This window comes from Butyricimonas sp. (assembly GCF_019423355.1).
Classification (GTDB): Bacteria; Bacteroidota; Bacteroidia; order Bacteroidales; family Marinifilaceae; genus Butyricimonas; species Butyricimonas faecihominis.
Window position 1 is genome coordinate 328,292 of sequence record NZ_JAHZBP010000001.1, and the last position, 21,171, is coordinate 349,462.

General features: G+C 40.4%; 14 protein-coding genes. All 14 read right to left on the reverse strand.

What is annotated here, in order from left to right:
- Window positions 1-7 precede the first annotated feature (7 nt).
- Window positions 8-1,135 (reverse strand): DegT/DnrJ/EryC1/StrS family aminotransferase, encoded by a 1,128-nt coding sequence (locus QVC79_RS01370; protein WP_270595215.1) that lies wholly within the window; start codon window positions 1,133-1,135, stop codon window positions 8-10.
- An 18-nt stretch (window positions 1,136-1,153) separates the two neighbouring features.
- Entirely contained in the window at window positions 1,154-1,732 is a 579-nt protein-coding gene (locus QVC79_RS01375; protein ID WP_087419004.1) for an acyltransferase, read from the reverse strand.
- 131 nt (window positions 1,733-1,863) lie between these two features.
- A complete protein-coding gene (locus QVC79_RS01380) occupies window positions 1,864-3,987 on the reverse strand; it encodes a peptidylprolyl isomerase (RefSeq protein WP_270595216.1) in 2,124 nt (707 codons plus the stop codon).
- Between the two features lie 114 nt (window positions 3,988-4,101).
- Window positions 4,102-6,474 (reverse strand): type I DNA topoisomerase, encoded by a 2,373-nt coding sequence (gene topA / locus QVC79_RS01385; protein ID WP_270595217.1) that lies wholly within the window; start codon window positions 6,472-6,474, stop codon window positions 4,102-4,104.
- 214 nt (window positions 6,475-6,688) lie between these two features.
- A complete protein-coding gene (locus QVC79_RS01390; RefSeq protein ID WP_270595218.1) occupies window positions 6,689-8,725 on the reverse strand; it encodes a thioredoxin family protein in 2,037 nt (678 codons plus the stop codon).
- A gap of 151 nt (window positions 8,726-8,876) precedes the next feature.
- Window positions 8,877-10,220, reverse strand: coding sequence for a TlpA family protein disulfide reductase (locus tag QVC79_RS01395; RefSeq protein WP_270595219.1), 1,344 nt, complete (start codon window positions 10,218-10,220; stop codon window positions 8,877-8,879).
- 25 nt (window positions 10,221-10,245) lie between these two features.
- On the reverse strand, window positions 10,246-11,463 hold the full coding sequence (locus QVC79_RS01400; protein ID WP_270595220.1) for a thioredoxin family protein: 1,218 nt from the start codon (window positions 11,461-11,463) through the stop codon (window positions 10,246-10,248).
- 7 nt (window positions 11,464-11,470) lie between these two features.
- Window positions 11,471-12,604 carry a thioredoxin family protein gene (locus QVC79_RS01405; RefSeq protein ID WP_270595221.1) on the reverse strand — a complete coding sequence of 378 codons (1,134 nt, stop codon included), beginning with the start codon at window positions 12,602-12,604 and terminating at the stop codon, window positions 11,471-11,473.
- Window positions 12,605-12,630: 26 nt separating this feature from the next.
- Window positions 12,631-13,287 (reverse strand): fibrobacter succinogenes major paralogous domain-containing protein, encoded by a 657-nt coding sequence (locus tag QVC79_RS01410; RefSeq protein WP_270595222.1) that lies wholly within the window; start codon window positions 13,285-13,287, stop codon window positions 12,631-12,633.
- A gap of 18 nt (window positions 13,288-13,305) precedes the next feature.
- Window positions 13,306-14,172, reverse strand: a complete 867-nt coding sequence (locus tag QVC79_RS01415; protein WP_270595223.1) for a hypothetical protein — start codon at window positions 14,170-14,172, stop codon at window positions 13,306-13,308.
- 10 nt (window positions 14,173-14,182) lie between these two features.
- Window positions 14,183-15,718 carry a RagB/SusD family nutrient uptake outer membrane protein gene (locus tag QVC79_RS01420; protein ID WP_270595224.1) on the reverse strand — a complete coding sequence of 512 codons (1,536 nt, stop codon included), beginning with the start codon at window positions 15,716-15,718 and terminating at the stop codon, window positions 14,183-14,185.
- A gap of 10 nt (window positions 15,719-15,728) precedes the next feature.
- The gene (locus QVC79_RS01425; RefSeq protein WP_270595225.1) at window positions 15,729-19,238 is read right to left on the reverse strand and encodes a SusC/RagA family TonB-linked outer membrane protein; all 3,510 of its coding nucleotides are present in this window, start codon (window positions 19,236-19,238) and stop codon (window positions 15,729-15,731) included.
- A 147-nt stretch (window positions 19,239-19,385) separates the two neighbouring features.
- Complete coding sequence (locus QVC79_RS01430; RefSeq protein ID WP_270595226.1) at window positions 19,386-20,516, reverse strand: FecR family protein; 1,131 nt, start codon at window positions 20,514-20,516, stop codon at window positions 19,386-19,388.
- 67 nt (window positions 20,517-20,583) lie between these two features.
- Entirely contained in the window at window positions 20,584-21,165 is a 582-nt protein-coding gene (locus QVC79_RS01435) for an RNA polymerase sigma factor (RefSeq protein WP_270595227.1), read from the reverse strand.
- Between the last annotated feature and the right edge of the window lie 6 nt (window positions 21,166-21,171).

The following is a 21,171-nucleotide window of genomic DNA, read 5'->3' on the forward strand; positions in this document are numbered from 1 at the left end:
GAAATCTCTATCGGTTAAAGAATCTACGAATTTGTTCGATGATGTACTCTTGCTCTTCCGCTTTCATTTCCGTGTGCATCGGTAGCGATAGTACCTCTTCGCTTAATTGTTCTGCAACGGGGAATGTTCCTTGCCCTTGTCCCTTTTTAGCATAAGCCTCTTGCAAATGCAAGGGGATAGGATAATAAATCATGCTGGGAACATCATGTTCTGCCAAGAAAGATTTCAACTCATCCCGCAGGTGATTTTCAACCCGGATGGTGTACTGGTGGAACACGTGTGTGCTATTAGCAGCCCGTTGTGGAAGGATAATTCCTTTTACTGTTGCTAACCCTTTGTCATAATGTTCGGCGGCTTGATTACGGGCGGCTGAATATTCATCAAGGTATTTTAGTTTTACATCCAAAATAGCGGCTTGCATGGTATCCAAACGAGAGTTACATCCCACGACACTATGGTGATATTTGATCTTTTGCCCGTGATTGGCAATCATGCGGGCCCGTTCGGCTAATTCGTGATCTCGGATAAATAAGGCTCCACCGTCCCCGTAACATCCTAGGTTTTTGGAGGGGAAGAATGAGGTTGTACCAATATCCCCAATGCATCCGGCTTTTTGTTGGAGACCGTTACTGAACGTGTAAGTGGCCCCGATAGCTTGTGCCGTGTCTTCTACCACGTAAAGTTTGTGTCGGCGGGCTATATCCATAAGCGGTTCCATGTCTGCGCATTGGCCGTACAAGTGAACGGGAACGATAACTTTCGTGCGAGGGGTAATTTTTTCTTCGATCTTGGTAACATCAATTGTGAAACGGTCTGCAACACAATCCACGAAAATAGGTTCCAACCGTAAAAGGGCAATCACCTCGGCTGTGGCCACGTAAGTATGAACAGGTACAATTACCTCGTCCCCGGGTTGTAACCCGAGAGCCATTAAAGCAATTTGTAGGGCATCCGTGCCGTTGGCACAAGGAACAACATGTTCTACTTGATTATACTCTGCGAGATGTTGGACGAAAGCCTTCACTTGGGGGCCGTTAATGAAAGCCGTGGTGTCAAGTACTTCCTGTATGGCGTTATTTATTTCCTCTCGGATGCGTTCATATTGTCCGTGAAGGTCAACCATCGTGATTTTCATTGTGATATAAAATTAGATTTATTCTTCTATTTTTTGAACTAACCCGTTTTGTAAATGATAGCGTTGTTTGCTTTCCGGACATTCGGCTATTCCCTTTTCGTCAAAATGAAGACGATGCCCGTATTCACTCATCCAACCGATTTGTTTAGCCGGATTACCAACTAACAAAGCGTATGCAGGAACAGTTTTTGTTACAACAGCCCCGGCCCCGATGAAGGCGTAAGCCCCAATATCATGCCCGCACACGATCGTGGCATTGGCTCCGATGGTAGCCCCTTTGCCCACGTGCGTTTTGGCATATTGACTTTTCCGGTTTACTGCGCTACGAGGATTGGTCACGTTCGTGAACACGCATGATGGTCCCAAGAAAACATCATCGTCACAAGTGACTCCCGTGTACACGGACACATTATTCTGTACTTTTACTTGGTTCCCGAGAACTACCTCCGGGGATATGACCACGTTTTGCCCGATGTTACAATTCTCTCCGATCCGGCAATTACTCATAATGTGGGAGAAATGCCATATTTTAGTTCCTTTTCCGATTGTTGCGCCCTCGTCTACGATGGCGGTCTCGTGTACGAAATAATCTTTCATATCTGAATCATTTTACTGGCAAAGATAGTTTTTCTATTAAAGTATTGAAAGAAACGGGGGTGATGTTTTTCTTTCGAGGAAATAAAAAAGCCGCCTTGACGGGCGGCTTTTTCGGTTTGTGGTTTAGGTTTCTAGTAAAATTTGTATCTTGTATCAACCACTCCGGCATTCTTCACTAACGCGGGAAGAATCAAGCGGAACTTGGTGTACAGATTCGTTTGTTCGATACTTCTCTTGGCAGCTTCAATTTGTTCGGGAGTAACTGTTTCAACAGTTTTAGAGTTTACAACCACAACATAAACTCCTTGGTTACCGATGATCGGTTTAGAAATTTCGTTTTCTTTCATTGTAACAACTTCGGCAGTCAGCACGGGTTCGATACCAACTCCGGGAACTTGGAATGAACTGAAACTAACATCCGTGGCATCCATTACCTCTGCATTGGCTTTTTGTGCTACAGAAAGTAAACTTTCACTTCCGGAAATAGCATTGGTCAACTCCTTGGCAATGATTTCGCCTTTCTTTTTACGGATAAGTTCGGTGCGGATAGCTGCAGAAACAGAGTTCAGAGGTGCGATACCTTCTTCTTGAATTCCGGTTAAAACCACAACAGAGAATTTGTCTCCAGCCTCAAAGATCGGAGATTTCTCTTTGGTCGTCAGGATGAAGCCCGGTTTTTCAGCCATATAAGCCTCACGGATAATATCTCTTGCGTTATCAATGCCTGCAATCTGATAATCGTTTTTACCTAAGTTTGCGATACGTTTGGTTTGATTATTAGCAGTTAAAGCTGCCTCAAAATCTTCTACGGTATTGATATTGTTTGCAAAAGTACGTGCGTCGTTATAAATCTTGTTGATCGTTTGTTGAGACGGGGTAATTTCTTTTGCAACGATTCCGATTTGTACCTTATCAACAGGTTTTGATCTGTCTGTTACTTGCAAAACATGGAATCCGTAATTTGATCTTACCACTTTCACCTCGTTTTTGTTAGAGAAGAACGCTGAATCTGCGATCGGTTGGAGCATCTGATCTTGGGTGAACCATCCGAAATCCCCACCATTTACAGAAGTATTCTGATCGGCAGAATATTGTCTTGCTAAAGCATCGAAATCTCCGCCTTTACGAATTAAACCTGCTAAACTATCGGCTAATTTCTCTGATTGAGCCATATTGTTTGATGCGATCAAGATATGACGGGCTCTTACTGAGTCGGGTAATACACGGCGGTCGGCAACACGAACGATGTTATAAGCATTATCTTTCAAGTAAGGTCCGAACACGCCATCACTCTTTTCCGTGAACAAGAATTCATCCAGTTCCTCGTTATCCAATTCTCCCTTTTTGTAATATTTGGGTTGGAATCTTTTTTCAGATGAAAGGTTAGCGAATTCAAGCACGTTCTTTGCTTCTGCAAATTCGGGTTTCAAATCATTCACCCAGTCTTCCGTTTCTTTAATGTCTTCGGCTGAAGCGGTAATGTCAAAGTTCACGTAAGCGATCTGTCTAGCTTCTTCGCGTTCAAACAAATATTTGTGTGAATTATAATAATCTTTGATCTCGTTAGCAGTTACCTTTACTGCAGAGTCGCTAACGGTGTTGTAGCTTTTCATGATAAAGCTGATGTCTACTGTCGTTGCTGCACTTTCTGCAAGTTCTTTGGCTTGAGCATCTGTTACAAACAAACTTTTTGCTAACAGAGTATTATATTTTTCTTGTTTACGAGCCGTGTTTACTTGCTCTTCCATATTCAACCAATATTCCTTTTGCGGGGTTCCGGCAGGAGCTTCGATCAATTGTTTGATGATCAGACGGGCTCTTTCTTTGTCTACCTGTCCCGTGTTAGGATCTGCGAATAACTGGCTGACGGCCGGGTTCATGTTACTCCCTAATAAGAAATCGTATAACTCGTCACCGCTAACGTCCAAACCTAATTCCTCGTATTCCTTGTTCAGAATGATTTCAGAAACAATTTGATTCCAAGTATTTTCCCGGATCATTCTTTGTTGCTCATCCGTTAGGGCAGATAAACCGTTCATGCTTTTGATGAAATCTTCATTCTTCATAATCTTTTGTTGATATTCTTGAATGCCGATAGTTTCACCTCCAACTTCTCCAACTTTGTTTCTGGAACGATTGATAAGGCTGGCGCCAGAGCTAAGAGCATCACCAACAATAAATGCCACGAGGGCTAATCCAATCACGATACTAACAAGTACTCCACCGCGATTTCTAATTTTTTGTAACGTTGCCATTTATATTAAAATTTTATGTTTCTACACACGAATTTATTCTATTTTTCGAGGGTACGAATATATAAAATGGATTGGTTTTATGCAAATAAATTTCAATCCCTTTCGTTTATTGCCCTATTCCTTCTTTTTCGTTTCCTTTTTTGTTTCTTTTTTTGTTGTCTTCGGGGCCGCTTTTTTTGTTGTCTTTTTTGTCGTTTTTTTCTTACTGTCCCCTCCCTTTGCAATGATTTCCATGGTTTCCTCAAAGGTTAATTTGTCTGCTTCTTTTCCTTTGGGGATCTTATAGTTCACTTTGTTGAACGTGATGTAAGGCCCAAAACGACCGTTAAGAATTTGTACCCCATTTTCAAACTCTTGGATCTTCCTGTTTTTCTCGATTTCTCGTTTCTCGTTGATTCGTTCGATAGCGGTTTCAAGAGTTATTGTCCCCGGATCGTCAACGCCTTTTTTCAAGGAAACGAAAAGTTGATTATGCTTGATGTAAGGTCCAAAACGACCGATGCCGACACTGACAGGTTTCTCCTCGAATTCACCCAGTTGACGGGGAAACTTGAACAAGTCTAAAGCTTCTTCCAAGGTAATGGTTTCCATCAGTTGCCCTTTGAGCAGTCCGGCATAACGTACGGATTCTCCTTCACCAATCTGAGCCATCGGTCCAAAACGTCCGATTCGTACGGAAACAGTTTCTCCTGTTTGTGGATCTTTACCAAGTTCCCGGGCTCCCGTGTTCCGTTCGGATTCTTTCAACGTTTTCTCCACGTTAGCATGGAAAGGTTGATAGAATGTTCCGATCATGGATTGCCATTCAACCTCTCCTTCGGCAATGTGGTCAAGGGCATCCTCGGCATTTGCCGTGAAGTTATAATCCATGATATTCGTGAAATAATTGGAAAGGAAATCTGTCACGACTATTCCGATATCCGAGGGAAACAATTTCTTCTTTTCCGCACCGAATATCCGGCTGATCTTCTTGACTTTTATATCTTGTCCTTTAAGGTCTATCTGGTCTAGTTGACGTTCTGTACCATCCCGGCTTTCCCGTAAGATATATCCCCGGTTCTGGATCGTGGTAATCGTGGGTGCGTATGTTGACGGACGTCCGATTCCCAAGGCTTCCATTTTCTTCACGAGACTGGCCTCCGTGTAGCGGGGAGGATGCGTCGTGTATTGTTCTAAGGCTTGGATCAGGGAACGTTGTAACTGGTCTCCTTTATGTATTGCAGGTAATAAGGCCGCTTCATCGTCTTCTTTCTCGTCATCGAAAGATTCCATGTACACTTTGAGGAAACCATCGAAAATGATCACTTCACCCACGGCTTCGAACGTGTGTTTTTCCCCGGTAATGGCGATCGTTATGGTTGTTTTTTCCAGTTCGGCCTCTGCCATTTGAGAGGCGAGAGTCCGTTTCCGGATTAACGAGTAAAGTTGCTGTTCATTCTTGTCTCCGCTGATCGATTCCTTGTCCATATAGGTCGGGCGGATGGCCTCGTGGGCCTCTTGAGCCCCTTTCGTCTTCGTGGCGAAATTCCTAGGTTTGGAATATTTTTCTCCCAGCGTGTTACAGATAACGGCTTTTGCCGCACCGATAGCCAGTTGGGATAGGTTCACGGAATCCGTTCTCATGTAAGTGATGTGTCCCTGTTCGTATAGTTTCTGGGCCACGGCCATTGTCTGCGAAACAGAGAATCCCAATTTGCGGGATGCCTCCTGTTGTAGCGTGGATGTCGTGAACGGTGGAGCCGGTTTACGGCTACCCGGTTTCGTCTCGACATTACTTACTGAAAATGCCGCCTTCTTGCAATGTTCCAGAAAGTTAACCGTCTCTTCCTGCGTGGAAAAACGTTCGGATAATTCTGCCTTTAAGGGTACCGAATTACCATTTGCGTCTTTGGTTTCAAATGTTCCGGTAACCTTATAATATTTTTGTTCAACGAAATGGTTAATTTCTCGTTCTCGTTCAACGATGAGTTTTACGGCAACGGATTGAACCCGTCCGGCTGACAAGGAAGGTTTCACTTTTTTCCATAGGACTGGTGACACTTCGAATCCGACCAGTCGGTCAAGAACCCGGCGGGCCTGTTGGGCATCCACGAGGTTTTTATCAATGTCCCGGGGGTTATTGATCGCATGTAAAATAGCATCTTTCGTGATTTCGTGAAAAACAATCCGTTTCGTGTTCTCCTTCTTCAACCCCAGAACTTCGAATAAATGCCAAGCAATAGCTTCTCCCTCGCGGTCCTCATCGGAGGCTAACCAAACCGTTTTGGCTTCCTTGGCAAGTTGTTTCAATTCTTTTACAATCGCTTTCTTGTCGGGTGATATTTCATATTTTGGTTGGAAATTATGTTCTATATCAATTCCTAAATCTTTTTTTTCAAGATCCCGGATATGTCCGAAACTAGATTTTACAACATAATTCTCTCCTAAAAAACGTTCAATAGTCTTGGCTTTAGCCGGAGACTCGACAATTACTAAATTTTCAATCATATACGATTTTCTTTTACATTTCCGTTTCCTTCCGAAACGGATTTATCGCTTTTTTTAAGCTGTTCGTCCTAAAATTAGGGTGCAAACTTACGTAAAACAATTGAAAATGAAAAACTCTACCCATTTTTTAGTAAAAAACTCTCTTCCAAATAACGAAGAGGATGTTTCCAAGAAACATCCTCTTCGAGTATCATATTAATAAGTATTCCGGAGTTTATTTCCCGGTGTTTGCTTGAACTATTTTTTGCCAACGGGCTTTTTGCGTGTCATTTGCTTTTGCCAATGAGCCGGATAAATAGTAAGCTATCATTTGAGAATTTTTTCCCAGTTTCGGAAGTTCTTTCTCGCAAGCTGTCAATATCTTGTCAATATTTTCTGTCTTCACAGCCTTCGCGATAGCTAAAGAAGACAGTAAGGTTTTCTCGTTTGATAACTTCAGGGCTTTTACTTCCCGTCCGATAGCGTCTAAACGTTTTACATCGGTTTTTTGACCACGTCCGGCAATAACCATTAATATTTCACGGAAAAGACCTTCACTCAAACGGTTATCGACTTTTTCCTTGCCAATGGTTTCGTTGAATTTGCTCCGGTTGTCAGTCAAGAATTTTGCCGCTTCTGAATCTTTCGGGCTTAATTCGCTATTACCGAAAATGAACCAGTAATCTTCTGATAATTTTTCTTCATCGGTAGAAATTTTCAATAATTCGTCCACGATGGCTTTTGCGTTCGGATCGTAATTAGCTACCATCACTTGAGCGTATTGAGATAAAAATGCTTTATCTCTATTACCGCTATTGTATTTTGCATCTAAGGCTCCTAAAGCTTTGTTGTCATCGAAAGATTCTTTTACTCTTTCTATAAATTGATCGCCTTCGCCACCACCTACAAGTTTATGACGGATCGTCCCGTCCGGATTTACGATCACGAAAGTTGGGTAGGCACGGACACCGAATTTTTTTGCCAACTCGGGACCTTCTCCTTTTTCCATATCATATTTTAGACAAATGAAATTTTGATTTAGGAAATCACCCACTTTCTCTTGTTTGAAAACTGTTTCTGACATATACTTGCAAGGGCCGCACCAAGTTGTGTAACAGTCAATGAAAAGTTTGCGTCCTTGTTGTTTCGCCATTTTCAAGGCATCTTCATAGCTTAACTCATAGAAATATACACCAACATGCGCTGCAACCTTGAATTTTTCAAAGAAGTTGGTCATGTAGGCTTTTCCGTTTTCCGGGCTATTGGCAATGAATTTATCTCCTAATGCTACGATACGTCCGGCTTCGGCTTTGTTCACCTTGGAACTGATCGAGTTTAAGGCGTTTACGATAGACCATAGTTCTTCGCTCTTGGTTTCTGCTGCTTGTTCAGCGAGAGAAATAATTTTATCCACGTTCTGGTCAATCGTGGCTTGAGCCAACTCGATCTTGCTCATCAATTGATCTTTATTCTCCAAATCGATATTGGTTAATTCTTGGCGAATTTGCTCAAGTGTCTTAGCGGGTTCTTTCGCATTACGGCGAGTAGTATTATCAATAGCTTGACTATAATTACCATAAAGGTAAGCATCTACTTTCTCTTTGCCGATATTTTTATTGAATGTGGCAATGTTGTTTACGACAAGTTTGAAATTATCAGAACCGTAAGGACTTTCTTCGAGAATAGGCCAGAATTCTTTTTTCATTTTATCCTTGTCTTTCAGTATTTTATTCAACTCTTCGCCTACTTTTTCGCTTTTTGCTTGTTCATAAGCATCGTTCAACGCAATCTGGTAAGCCATGAGCTGTTTCTTGTTCATCTTTCCTTTCTCGTACACCTTGTTCAAATAATCGAGAGAGGTCTTTTCGTTCAGCCCTTTTTCAACTCTTGCGATGAATCCTTCCAGATCCCCGCCGCCAACCACTTTGTGTTGTACCGATCCATCGGGACGAAGAATCAAGAACGTCGGGTAGGCTCTGACTCCAAATTTTTTACCCAGTTCAGGACCTTCTCCTTTTTCCATATCAAATTTCACGCAAACAAATTTGGGATTGAAAAATTCTCCGGCTTTTTCCTGCGGGAAGATGGTTTCTGACATGTACTTGCAAGGACCGCACCATGAGGTATAGCAATCCATGAAAACGAGTTTGTTCTCTGCTTTGGCTTTAGCCAATGCTTCATCAAACGTGATATGCTCGAAATTCACGCCTCCTTGACAGAATGCCGTGAAACTAAGCATCAAAAATGCAATAATTGAAATAAGGCTTTTCATAAATTCAATATAAATATTCGTAAATAATATTACAAACTTAAGAGAGAAAATTAAATGCAATTGTCTGGATGTCGTGTATTAACTTATTTTTAAAACAAAAGAGACTGGAAAGTCTCTTTTGTCGTATTGTTATAACATTTCTTTAACAATATCAGATGCCTTCTAATGTATCGAGGAGATGTATCGTTTCGGGATCTGAGGGATGGCTCATGTGGGCATTGATGATGTAGCCTTCTCGGTCCAATAGAATAAAACGTGGAATGGCAGAGATCATGTAGGTTTTGGCAAAAGAGTAGTCAGTTCCGATATGTAATTGTATCCCGCTTAGATTTTCTTTTTTTACTTTTTTCTCCCAAACGGTTTTATCTTCATCGTAAGAGATACTCACGAAGTAGATGTTTTTATCTCGATATTTCTTTTCAAGTTTTTCTAGTGCGGGAATTTCTCGGCAGCATGGACCACACCATGTCGCCCAATTGTCGATGTATATATATTTACCTTTTAAGTCGGATAGACTTATTTCTTTGCCATTTATATCTTGACATTTGAATGACGGAGAAGGTTGACCGGGAGCGATTCGTAGCCATTTGCCGCAAAGTTCTTTGAATCTGTGTTTTTTTTCTTTATCGGTTACTTTGGCATTATAAATGACTGTTAGTTCCGGAAGATCCTTTATCCCGTTTTGTTCTATGTAGGCGTAAATAATGCGATTGGTTAGGTATTCGATAATAGCCGGCTTTTTGAAATTTTGTTCAATGTAGTGTAATTGGTTCTTGGCGTATTGTAACTGCCCGACATTATTCAAGTATAATTTCAGCATTACGATTACGTATTCGTTGATGAATTCCTGGTAAGCGGCTAAGTCTAACAGGGATTCGTCTTCCGTGAAGACTTCTCTTAATTTGGTATAAATTGCTTCGCTGGGCTTGTAATTCGCATCTAGAGTTTCGAAGGGATGGTAAAAGAAGTATTTTGGAAGTTCTCTATAAATGGTGTAAGTCAATCGATTTTTCTCCAATCGGTTGAATGTGTCATCGAATCCTTGTGCCATTAGAGTGCTGTCCATTTTTTGCCATTTTTTGTCTAGGGAAGCGATAAAATCAGCTTCATTTAATTTGAAATCGGGGGTAAATTGCGGAACGCTGTGATTCAGGTATTGGGATTTAGCGGCCCCTGCACCGTTGAATGTTGATATGATTTGTGTTCCGTCAATTCTTGCTGTAATATTGAAACTTTTTCCGGGATCTACATAGGTTAGAATATGTCTGTCGTCCATGTACATAACGGCATATCCCGGTTTGATTTTTTCTGATAGGATGAATGAGGCCGTGTTTGTAGAATCTAGGGTTATTACGTAGTTTGAATCCTTAGTCATGAGTACGACTTCCGTGTTTTGTCGGGGACCATCCATGTGAAGGTTTACAATCGTTTCCGGAGTGCGATGACATGAGGCGAGTATCATGAACAGGATGGTTATTAATGAGATTTTAATCATATTATTGTGATGTAATGTTACATGTTTATAAACCGAAATTTTTTAATAGTTCGCGATTACGCTTTTCCAAAGTTTGCCCGATTTGGATGAGTTCCTCCGCTTTCTTTTTGTTTTTCAGTTTTGCATATCCTTTGGCGATGGTTTTATAGTGATTTTCAACAACCCAATCGCTCTTTTTTTCTTCTGCTTTTTGCGATTGATATAAAAAATCAGCGTATTGTTTTATTTCGCTTTTAGAGTTTGAGTGGTCGATTAAGGCCTCGATCCATTGGGCTTTCCAGTTCATGTTATCAATAAGTCCATGTGCATCTAAATGCTTTAAAAGATTCCAAAGTTGTTTGAAGTCTTGATTTAGGTAGCAATTTGTGATTCTCGCATATGCTAAGTATTCCGGGAAGCGATTGACGGGATTTCTTAATATGGTTTCCAGTTCATTTGTTTTTTCAAGCAGGGTATGTAACGTGTCTTTATTTTCGGTTTTGAAACCGGTAGAGATGATATCGCTTAATTGATAGTAGATGTTCAAACTGAGTTGCCATTCTAGTTCATAGCGATTAAATTTTTTCGCATGGAATTTATTTAGGTTATGAAGAACAAATTGAAACTCTTTTGAGGTGGGGTCTTTGATGTGTATCCCCACGACGTCCCAGATGTCTTTATTTAATAAACTGTCCAAGGGAATATAATCTAGATATTCACGTGTGATTTGTTCCCACTTTTTGTCTTCTCCCGATTTTCCTAGAAAATCCAGATATGTTTTTATGAATTTGATTTCTCTGTTTCCTGCATTATATTCTTTTTCTAAGGATTGAAGTGTTTTCCCTTCTATGCCGTATTGTATTGCTTGCAGGATTTCTTCTGCCGGATAATACCCGACGATGCGTTGCATGACTTTCTCATCGGGTGTAATCATTAGCATCGTGGGGAATGCCGTTATTTGGTTGCGGTATTTTTTGGCAAAGTCCAAGCCGGGATCTTTTTCGACATCATATTTCACGTTGACGAATTTATCATTTAGAAATAGTCCGACGTCATCACGTGTGAATACATCTGTGGCTAACATTTTACATGGTCCGCACCAACTTGTGTAGCAATCAACGAAGATCCATTTATTTTGTTCTTTTGCTTTTTGAATAACGTTTTCCCAAGGGGTGTTGTCCATGAACTGGACTCCTTTTTCTTGTGCATGTAAAATGAACGAGAAAAATAGAATAGTTCCTAGTAAAAGTATTTTTTTAAGCATGAGTTTATTATTTACAACTGTTTAATTTTTCTTTTCCTGTAACGATTGTTTTATTGATATTTTCTTTTTCCCAGCCTGAGGTATTTTTTTGTAATGCAAGTAAGTAATCGATACATGTTTGGAGATGTTGTTTGTTATTAGATTTTTGGATCAAATACTCTAACATGTATTCTTGGAAGATAGATCGTTTGATGAAACCGCAATTCATCAAGACGCAAAAACGTTTGTAAAGTTCATTTACATTTCCCGAGATGCGGCATTCGTTTAGTGAGAGTTCCGCGAGAGATTCTGGGAATCCTTTTATGGGATGCATTAATAGCGAACGTAATTGTTTTGCTTGTTCTTCGTAGATTTGTAGCGTATCTTTGTTTTCCGTGTTAAGACAACCGATGAGTAACATATTCACGGCAAACCCGATAGAGGAACTTAATTCCTGTTCGAGGGGGTATCGTTCTACACCCCGTTGTTCCAGGTCGTTTATATGTGCCACCGTGAAACGAAATTCTCGACTGTATGGATCTTTTACAATAATATCTTTCATGATGTTCCAAATCTCGAGGTTTAATAAACTATCTATGGGGAATCGGGAAATGTATGTTCGAGCGACTTGTTCGTATGTTTCTTTTTCGTTGGCATATTTTAATGCGACAAGATATTTTTTTATGAATGTCCAGTCCTTATTCCCTTTTTGGTATTCTTTTTCGAATGTGTAAATCGTGTTTCCTTGTAATCCTTCTTCTATTGCGGAGAGTAATTCTTCCGCAGGCATGGAGCCGACTATTTTATGAATAATTTCTCCTGTTGTATTGATAATTAACATCGTGGGATAGGCTTTGATCGCATCAGGGTATTTTTGATTGAAAGTTAGCCCTTCTTCTTTTTCCATATCGTATTTTACGTTCACGAATTTGGAATTCATGAAGTCTCCTACGATCTTTTGAGGAAAGATTTCCGTTGCCAACTGTTTGCACGGTCCACACCAAGAGGTGTAACAATCTACAAAGATAAGTTTGTTTTCTTGTTTTGCTTGTTGGAGTACATTTACCCAAGGGGTGTTTTCAAGAAAACGGGTTCCCGATTGAGCGAAAACGGACGGGAAGATTAATGTAATGAATAACCCAATAAATAAACTTTTTTTCATAGTTACGGTAATTTACAATTATATGTTTATTGAACATCTCTTACTAAGCGTACACTCATGTATCTTTTGGTTGTCATGGATTCACGTCTTACTTCGCTTTTGTTGAAAGTTAACATCCTGCACCAAGCATAACCTTCGGTCGATTCGTCGGGAGTGGAACTCCAATAAATACCGTCTACACCGAATGCCCTGGTACCGAAACCTCCCAAGCTATGAGCATATCCCCCACACTTCATGGAGAGTCCGCTCCCGTTTGCATCCTGCATGAGTAATTCCCCGATAAAATGTCCGCGCCAACCGACCTCTTGAGTTTCTTTTTCCGACATGCCTAAGTAACGTTCAAGTGATTGCCAATCTTTTTCCGAGGGTAAACGCCAGCCTTCGATATTCAAATGATTGGCTCCCGTGAAGTCATAGAGATAACCGTATTCGTGGAATACGTCTTCGGTAGAAGCATCTTCGTAAAGGACGGCATCCCCGGCTGTCGGTTTGGCTCTCATGTTTTCGGTCATCCATTCTAAATTCCCGTAACGAACCCAGTGGTATGTCGAATTATCCCGGGGATCGATCCAAGTCCCTTCCGCATCCGGACGGATAGCGGGAAGGCTGCTTTTGTCGTTGTCGGAAGAACATGCGATGCAAGATGTGTATATGAAGAATAGTATAAAAATGATATGTTTCATGATTTTTTTGTTTTAAGGTTAGTAAACGGTTATTCCATTCCGCTCTAATATTTTCACTAAAGCTTTTTGTTTTTGCAACACAATAGGCCAAGCGGCATACTTTTCTTCAAATTCTTTTTCTGTCATGGAGAAAGTTTCCATGATAAAGCCTATAATGTCATTTTCTTTCTCGTAATAAAAAAATCGGTTGTATACATTTAAGAATCCTAATTCCATTACTTCTTCATTGTAGGGATTGTATGAGCCGTAATAGGCATCTGAATATTGATAAAAATCCGTGTATTCTTTATCCTCTAAAAGGGCGTATGATTTCATGAGAATTCCTTTTAGAATTTCTCGCTTGTAGGAGTAGCGATCGGATTCGTTCATTTGTAAAACTCCGTTACATCCCACCACGGTAGCATGATAGGTTGGATAAGCCCCTGTTATTTTAGCCGGTTGAAGCCCTAGAAAAAAAACATATTCGCTAAATAAAAAATCGTCCACTAAAAGAATTGCATGGGGATAAAAGCTTGTGGGGAGCATTGATAATACTTCATTTTCTAAAAAGTTGACGGCCTGTTTCTTTTCCTCGATATCTTTTAAATAAGTAAATTCAAAAGAATGCAATATTTTTGATGTTATGTTATAATTCAAATCAAGTATGTCGCAGGTGGTGTAAGTACCTTGGGGTGTCGTAACTTCCCGCCATCCCAAAGAATCATTGAATAGTAAGTACACACCTGTAGAGGCATGAAAATTTCGTCGAATTTCCATTTCTTGTTCCGATGAAAAGTCCGGTAAATCAAATAGATTACGCTCGGTATTAGTTGGTGTGAATTCCTCATTGTCTGAGCATCCTAGGAATGCGAGCATTAAAATACAAAGTAATATAATATTTTTCATGACTTATGTTTTAAAGTAGTGATTCATAATTTCGCACGCCTCTTTCATTATTGGGCATTCCGTAATTTGAGTTTAATTCTTCTAACGGGATGGGAAGTGTCCATGCTCCGTCGTGTGGGGGTAAGGAGTATTTGCGATAGAGTGTTAGTTCATAAGAGTAACTTGTGTAGCTGTATTCGTATACAGTGTAAATGTTGGTTAATGTTTTTTCGTATGGATATAAATCGTTTACCATGTAGCGGCGTAAGTCGAACCAACGATGTCCTTCCAAGCATAATTCTTTGCGGCGTTCTTGGCGAATGGCGTTCACTAAAGACTCGCCCGAGAGATGTTCTTCTCGAGTGAATGTTTCGGGTGTCATTCGATTTTGTTTGAGTGTGTTATAAGCATTTAATGCCTCTGTTGTGTATTCTCCTCCCAAGCAAGCAGCCGCTTCGGCTAGATTTAAATAGGCTTCTGCCGAGCGAAATGCAAAATTGTCGGAGATATTGATGTTTCCTGAAGCGAAATGTGTTTTTTTGTACAAGTAATGTCCCTCTTCTAACGCCACGAAATGTTGTGCTCGCAAATCACCCGGCTCGTAACAATCGTACAGGTCTTTTGAAATTTCGAATTCTCCTTTTTTAGCAGTGATGTTGATTGGTAAATGGTTGCTTCCCATGGTGAAAATTAGTTCCGGGGATGTCTTGGTTAAAAAATCTTCTCCGGTAAAAGTGTTTAGGTTAATTAAATGCGGGCATTCTTCAAGACAGGCTTTAGCCCATGTCATGGTTTCTTTATAGTTTTGCATATATAAGTATACTCGGCTGAGTAGTAGACAGGTTGCTGAATGACCTGCCCGTATGACAGATTTCGATGGAATGTCTTTGAAGTATTTTTCGGCTGCAAGCAAATCTTTTAATACTTGTTCGTAGACGGCTTCCACGCTGGCGCGAGAGTAGGTTTTGTCTTCGATATATTCTGTTAATTTCAAGGGTACGGCTAAATCCGAGGATGCGGTAGCCGGAGAGTAGGGCTTCCCGTATAAATTGGCTAGCGTGAAATAGTAGGCTCCCCTTAGGAAATGGCTTTCTCCCTTGATGCGGTTCACGTTTTCTTGATCTGATATCGTGGTAACTTTTTGTTCGTTGATGAGGGATAAAATCAAATTTGTGATGTTGATGTAATTGTATAGATTTTGCCAATCTTGTTCTTCTTTCCACACGGTGCTATTTTCGTGATCTTTTCCGACCTCTTGCTGCCACGTGTAATATCCGAAAAGACTGTTTGGGGCCGTTGTATATCCTTGTTGGCCCGTTGTGCTGATTTGAGTCTCGTCGGCCATGTAATGAATGTATGGATAATAGATTTCTTTAGAGAAAGAAGCGTAATCGTAATCTACGTAATGACTTTTCATGTATACACTCCCGGCTAATAATTCATCGAGGTCCGAGTATGAGCGCACGTAAGCTTGATCTTGTGATTGCTCTGAGAGAAAACTATTGCAAGAGAAGCAAATGCATCCAAAGATGTTGATAATAATCGTATATAATAGTTTATTTTTCATGGTCTACGATTTAAAATGAAACATTGAGCCCAAAAGAAAATGTTGGGCGTTCTGATAATTGGATTTTCGTGAATCCTCCTTGTGTCGGGGTTTGTCCTTTTAGTTTGGAGGAGCAGAAGATGAAAGGATTACTTGCCGATAGAGACAACTCCAATCTTGTCAGTTGCCATTTTTCTAATAATTGTTTGGAAAACATGTATGTTAAACTTAGATTCGTGCATTTTAGATAGTTGGCACTTACTACACGTAAATCGCTGTAATTATACATCTCCCATTTCGAGGATGCCAATTGAGGAACTAAGTTGTTGGCAAAAACAGACCAATGGTTACTATATTCCGTGTAACCGGGATCTTTAGCGCTTATAGCGGCCGGGATGTCGGTGTATTTTTCATCACCGGGACGTTGCCAGCGATTTAGGAAGATTCGATTAATGTTTTGTTCTGCGGTAAATCGAGTTCCTTCGTACACTTGAAATAAACGGGTCTTGGCTCCCATGCTATAGGCAAAATTTATGTTTAACCGGAAGTTCCAGAAGTTCACGGTATTGTTAATACCTCCTGATAATTTTGGCTCTCGTGAGCCTGATGCTTCCAATATGGACGTGAAAACATCGTGTTTGCTTTTACCGTACAATCGTTCAGGAAACTCTTCATAATCGTCAAACAATGGCCCTCCGTTGATTGGATTTAATCCTCTGAATTTGTAGGAGTAAAATGTGTTGACTGCTTTTCCTTTTGCGATCACGGTTCCGTTTAAAAAGTTTGTCAAATCGTATTCATCCGTGGATGGGCGAGATTCGATTCGGTTGTATGACTTGGAGATAGAGGTGGAGAGCATCCAGCGAATATTGTCGGAGTGAATGGGGGATAGGGTTAAGGACACGTTATATCCTTTGTTTATAATTTTTCCGCTATTTATCGTATAGGCAGCTAAACCGTTTACTCTAGAGATGTTTTTCTCCATAAATGCGTCATTGGTTTTTTTGTAATAAACATCGGAACTGATCATCACGCGATGGTTCAAAATGGAAAATTCAATTCCCCCGTTTAAAGAGTTTGTTCGTTCCCATTTTAAATCGGGATTCGGATAAATATCGACTTCCGATACAAGTTCGTTAAAATAACTATTCATGGGAAGTTTTTTGATGATAACTTCCGGAGATTGGTTGTCTAGCATATTACCTTGATATCCATAGGAGAATTTTAATTGCAGGTAATCGAAAAAGTCTGATCCGCCAATTTGTTCCAAGGGACTGTAGGACAGGGATACGGACCATACGGGGAGTAACTTGTCGTTACTTTGTGAACCGAATTTGTTCGAACCGTCGTAACGGGCATTGGCATTGAGTGTAATCCAGTATTGATAGGAGTATGAGATACTGGCATAAGCGGATAACATGTTTGTTTGGTTATCTGTTATCGAAGCTTTGTTAGCGGCTTGCCAATTGTCATATTTCGGGTAATCGCCCACGTTAAAAACCGCAAATTGCATACCTCGGTCTGGATAATATCCTCGGTTGGTTGTCGTTGTTTCCTTGTAGTGAGTGGAGTTTGTTTCCACACCGATGGAGGCATTAATGTTATGATGCTCGTTTTTTCCCAAGTATTTGTTTATATCTAATTGTAGACGGACGGTGTAGGTTTCGTTCCGCGTGAGTGATTGTGTTAATTCGCCTCCTCCCGGTAAAGTTGTTTGTTCGGCATCGAATTCTTCCCCGTATTCTCCATATCTTAACGTGGCTGCATGGTAAGTTTTAGCGTCCCAGTAGGACTCGAGTTCCGTGTTGGATAGCGTGTAAGAGAAGGTCCCGTTCAATTTCAGCCAAGATAAAGGGGAATACAATAAATTGGCCTTCATCGTGAAACTGGAAGATTCTTGTTTGTTCCCGCTATTATTTAATTCGTTTAATATATTGAAATTATAAAGATATATAGAATAGGGCTTTTTGTAGTAATGTAGGGTACCGTCTTCGTTTTTTATAGGAATGGCACGATTGGTATTATAAGCGTAATCAATGGGTGACACTTCTTGTTGATAATATTTTTTGGTAGTTTTGTTCCCGCTTAAATCAAACAAGAGGGATAAATCATCTTTAAAGTTGATATCCAAGTTTAAAGAGGCCGTGTAACGATCGTTTTTGTTAAAACGAATGATATCGTTATCATCCGTGTAGCCTACGGATGAATAATATCTGATTTTCTCGGAACCACCGGTTATGCTAATCGTGTGTTGTGATGAGAAAGAATCTTCTCCTAGGATTTTGAACCAATCCGTGTTTTGTTTTTTCATTTGTGCCGTTTGGCGAGTAAATTCCTCATAAGTGATCAGGTTATTGTATAATTGGGAGTATAGGTATTCGTATCCCACGAGACTCATACCACTGGGAAATAAATAGTTGTCAAGCAATAGTTCTTTGGAAAATTCTATTCGTTCCTCGGAATTCATCACGTTGATATTGCGGTCGCTATAACGAGGACGTATTTTGTAGGTCCCTGTCATGTTGTAGGAAATGATCGGATCGCCGATGTGTCCCCGTTTTGTGGTGATCACGATTACCCCGTTTGCCGCTTTTGCTCCATATAGAGCGGTGGCGGATGCGTCTTTCAAAACATCAATACGTTCGATATCTTGCGGGTTTAATCCGGAGATGGCGTTCCCGATACGATTAACATAATCCGGGTCGTTTAACTCCTCCGGGGAGATATTGACCGGATCGTGCTGAATAATCCCGTCAATGACCCAAAGTGGTTCCCGGTTTCCGATTAAGGTGGAGGTTCCTCGAATACGTAATTTCGGGGCTACACCGATTTCTCCCGAGTTGGTCATGGAAATCAAGTCCGGAATTTGACCTTCCAGCATCTGGTCGATCGTAGTAATACCGGGGCGCATGATGTCTGCCGCTTTTACAGAAGTGATGGCGCTCGTGTTTTTTCGTTTGTCTACTACTTGATAACCCGTTATCACTACTTCCTCGATAGTTTGGGTATCTTCATCAAGGGTGATCGTCATCGCTTTGTTTGGCGTGGCAACGACTTCTTTGGTTTTCATTCCCACAAAAGAGAATACAAGTGTTAGTGTCTCTTGTTGCTTCACATTCAAGGTGAAATTGCCTTGTGCGTCAGTAGATACTCCGATTGTGGTGCCTTTAATCACGACGGTAACACCCGGTAGGGGAGTTCCTTGTACATCTTTAACTGTACCGGTCAGTTTTATTGTTTTATCCTCTTGTTCGGATGCTTTACTGATAACGAAAGTACTGTTGACTTCTTTGTAAATGAGTTTCGTGTTGTTCAGTAATTGTGAAAGTACATCTTTAATGTCTTTTTCAAAAAATGTGGCATCAGCGCATTTAACCTGTTTCGTGTAGTCTGCATCGTATAGCATACGGACTCCGGTCTGGTTCTTTAATTGTAGTAGCACCATGTAAAGATTCATGTTCTTCACCCTTAACGAGACTTTTTGTGAAGAAGCTTCTGCATAGAAGCAGAATAACAATACGAATAATACTGTGATTCTCATTTTTTGTAAAATTTTTTTCACCTCATGCGGACTCCTCCGCATGTTTAGTGGATTTTTTTTCATAATTTTGAATGTTAGTTGATTTATAATATTGACTGAACGTATAAAGTCCCGTGATAGGCGCCAACCAGAGCGGGGCTTTTTCGTTTATTTATTTAATTGCCTTATGATGATCTTGTGTCCATAAATGTCAAATTTTATGTTTGTTCCTGTTTCGAATAATTCCAAGAATGACTCGATCTTTGCATATTTTTCTATCGTTCCGGAGAAATGACGCTGTTTCAATTCATCCGATTCAAAATCAATTTCTATATTATACCAACGGGATAGCGTGGACATAATATCTTCAAGCGTCTCGTCTTCAAAGCAAAACAAGTTATCTTTCCATGCCGTATATTGGCGGGTATCTACTTTTTGGATAGATAACTGGTTTGTTATAGCGTCATAAACAAGGTGTTGAGAGGGGGTTAGTACCACGGAATCTCCGTTTTGCGTGTTGAAACGAACTTTTCCCTCCACGAGAGTCACTTGCGGTTTGTCCGTGTTATAATCAGATGTGCAGAATTCAGTTCCCAGCACAGTGACCTCCCCTTGAGTTAACTTCACCACGAAAGGTGCCTGTGGGTTATGGCTTACGTCAAAGTAAACTTCTCCTTTACAAGATACCATTCGATTATGCTTGTCAAAATGAGTCGGGAAGTGTAATTCTGATTCTGAATTCAACCATACTTGAGTCCCGTCCGATAGTGTCAGGTTATATTCTCCTCCTCGTGGGACACTTAATGTGTGGTATTCTATTTTTCCTTGTTTGGCTGGAATGGAATCTGGCGTAACAATTAAACCTGAGGAATCAATTTGAAGTTTACTATCTTTGACTTGGATGACTTCCCGTGATTCCCGAATATCCCGACTTGTCCCGTCTGATAATATCAAGGTGGCTTTTTTGTTCCCCGGTTCTATCTTTGTTAAGGTGGGAATTTGTGGTTTCTCCTGTAAGAAAAATAAAGAAATCATCACTATAATACTTGCAGCAACACTACTATAAGTTATCCATTGACGACGCTGGTATTTCAGGTGTCGTAATTTTCGGAATGCTTTATCCGCGTCATATTTCAAGGCTTTCTCTGATTCTTTGACAAGAGAGTCCCAGTTTTCATATTTGCCTGTCAAGGCATGATCTTCCTCCGGTGTTGACCGGTTGGAATCTTTTTCATCTCGCAGTAAAATCTTCTTTAGAAATTTTCCGGCAATTTCGTCTATTTCATCCCAATGAGCCATAGCAAGTATTTAATTTTCCTAATAAACACCGCGGGATGAAAAACGGGTAACAAAAATGACGAAAAAATTAAAATAAATGTAGGAAGGATACCACGAGTAAAATACTCCAACACTCGCCGAGTTCTTTCCGGATTGCGGAATAAGCTCTTTTCTTTTGCATTTTAACTGCGTTTTCCGATACGTTTAGGATTTGGGCAATTTCTTTTACTTTCTTCCTCTCGATGCTCAGTTGCATGATTTTTTGTTGTTGAGGGGATAATCGAGTTAAAATAGATCGAAATTTATGCAATAGCTCTTCTTCGATGGCCATGTCTACTGCCTCTTCTTCCATTTGAGTCTCTTGCATGGTATCCCAAAAACTCAAATGTAATTTATTTGCGCGGGTCTGATCGCGTAAGTTATTTAATGAGCGAGTGTAAACTGCCTTGTAAAGCCAACTTGTGAGAGTTTTTAGGTTAGTAAATGAGACCGAAGAATCCCACAAGGAGATGAGACTCTCCTGTACGATGTCTTCTACATTAATCTCGTTACGTGTTATTTGGGCAGCATAATTGCATAATGCCGGGTAGTAATTACGGTATAATTTTTTCCAAGCAATTTCTTTTTTCGTGTTTATATCCGATATGAATCTAAGCTCATCATCGTGCATGGAAAA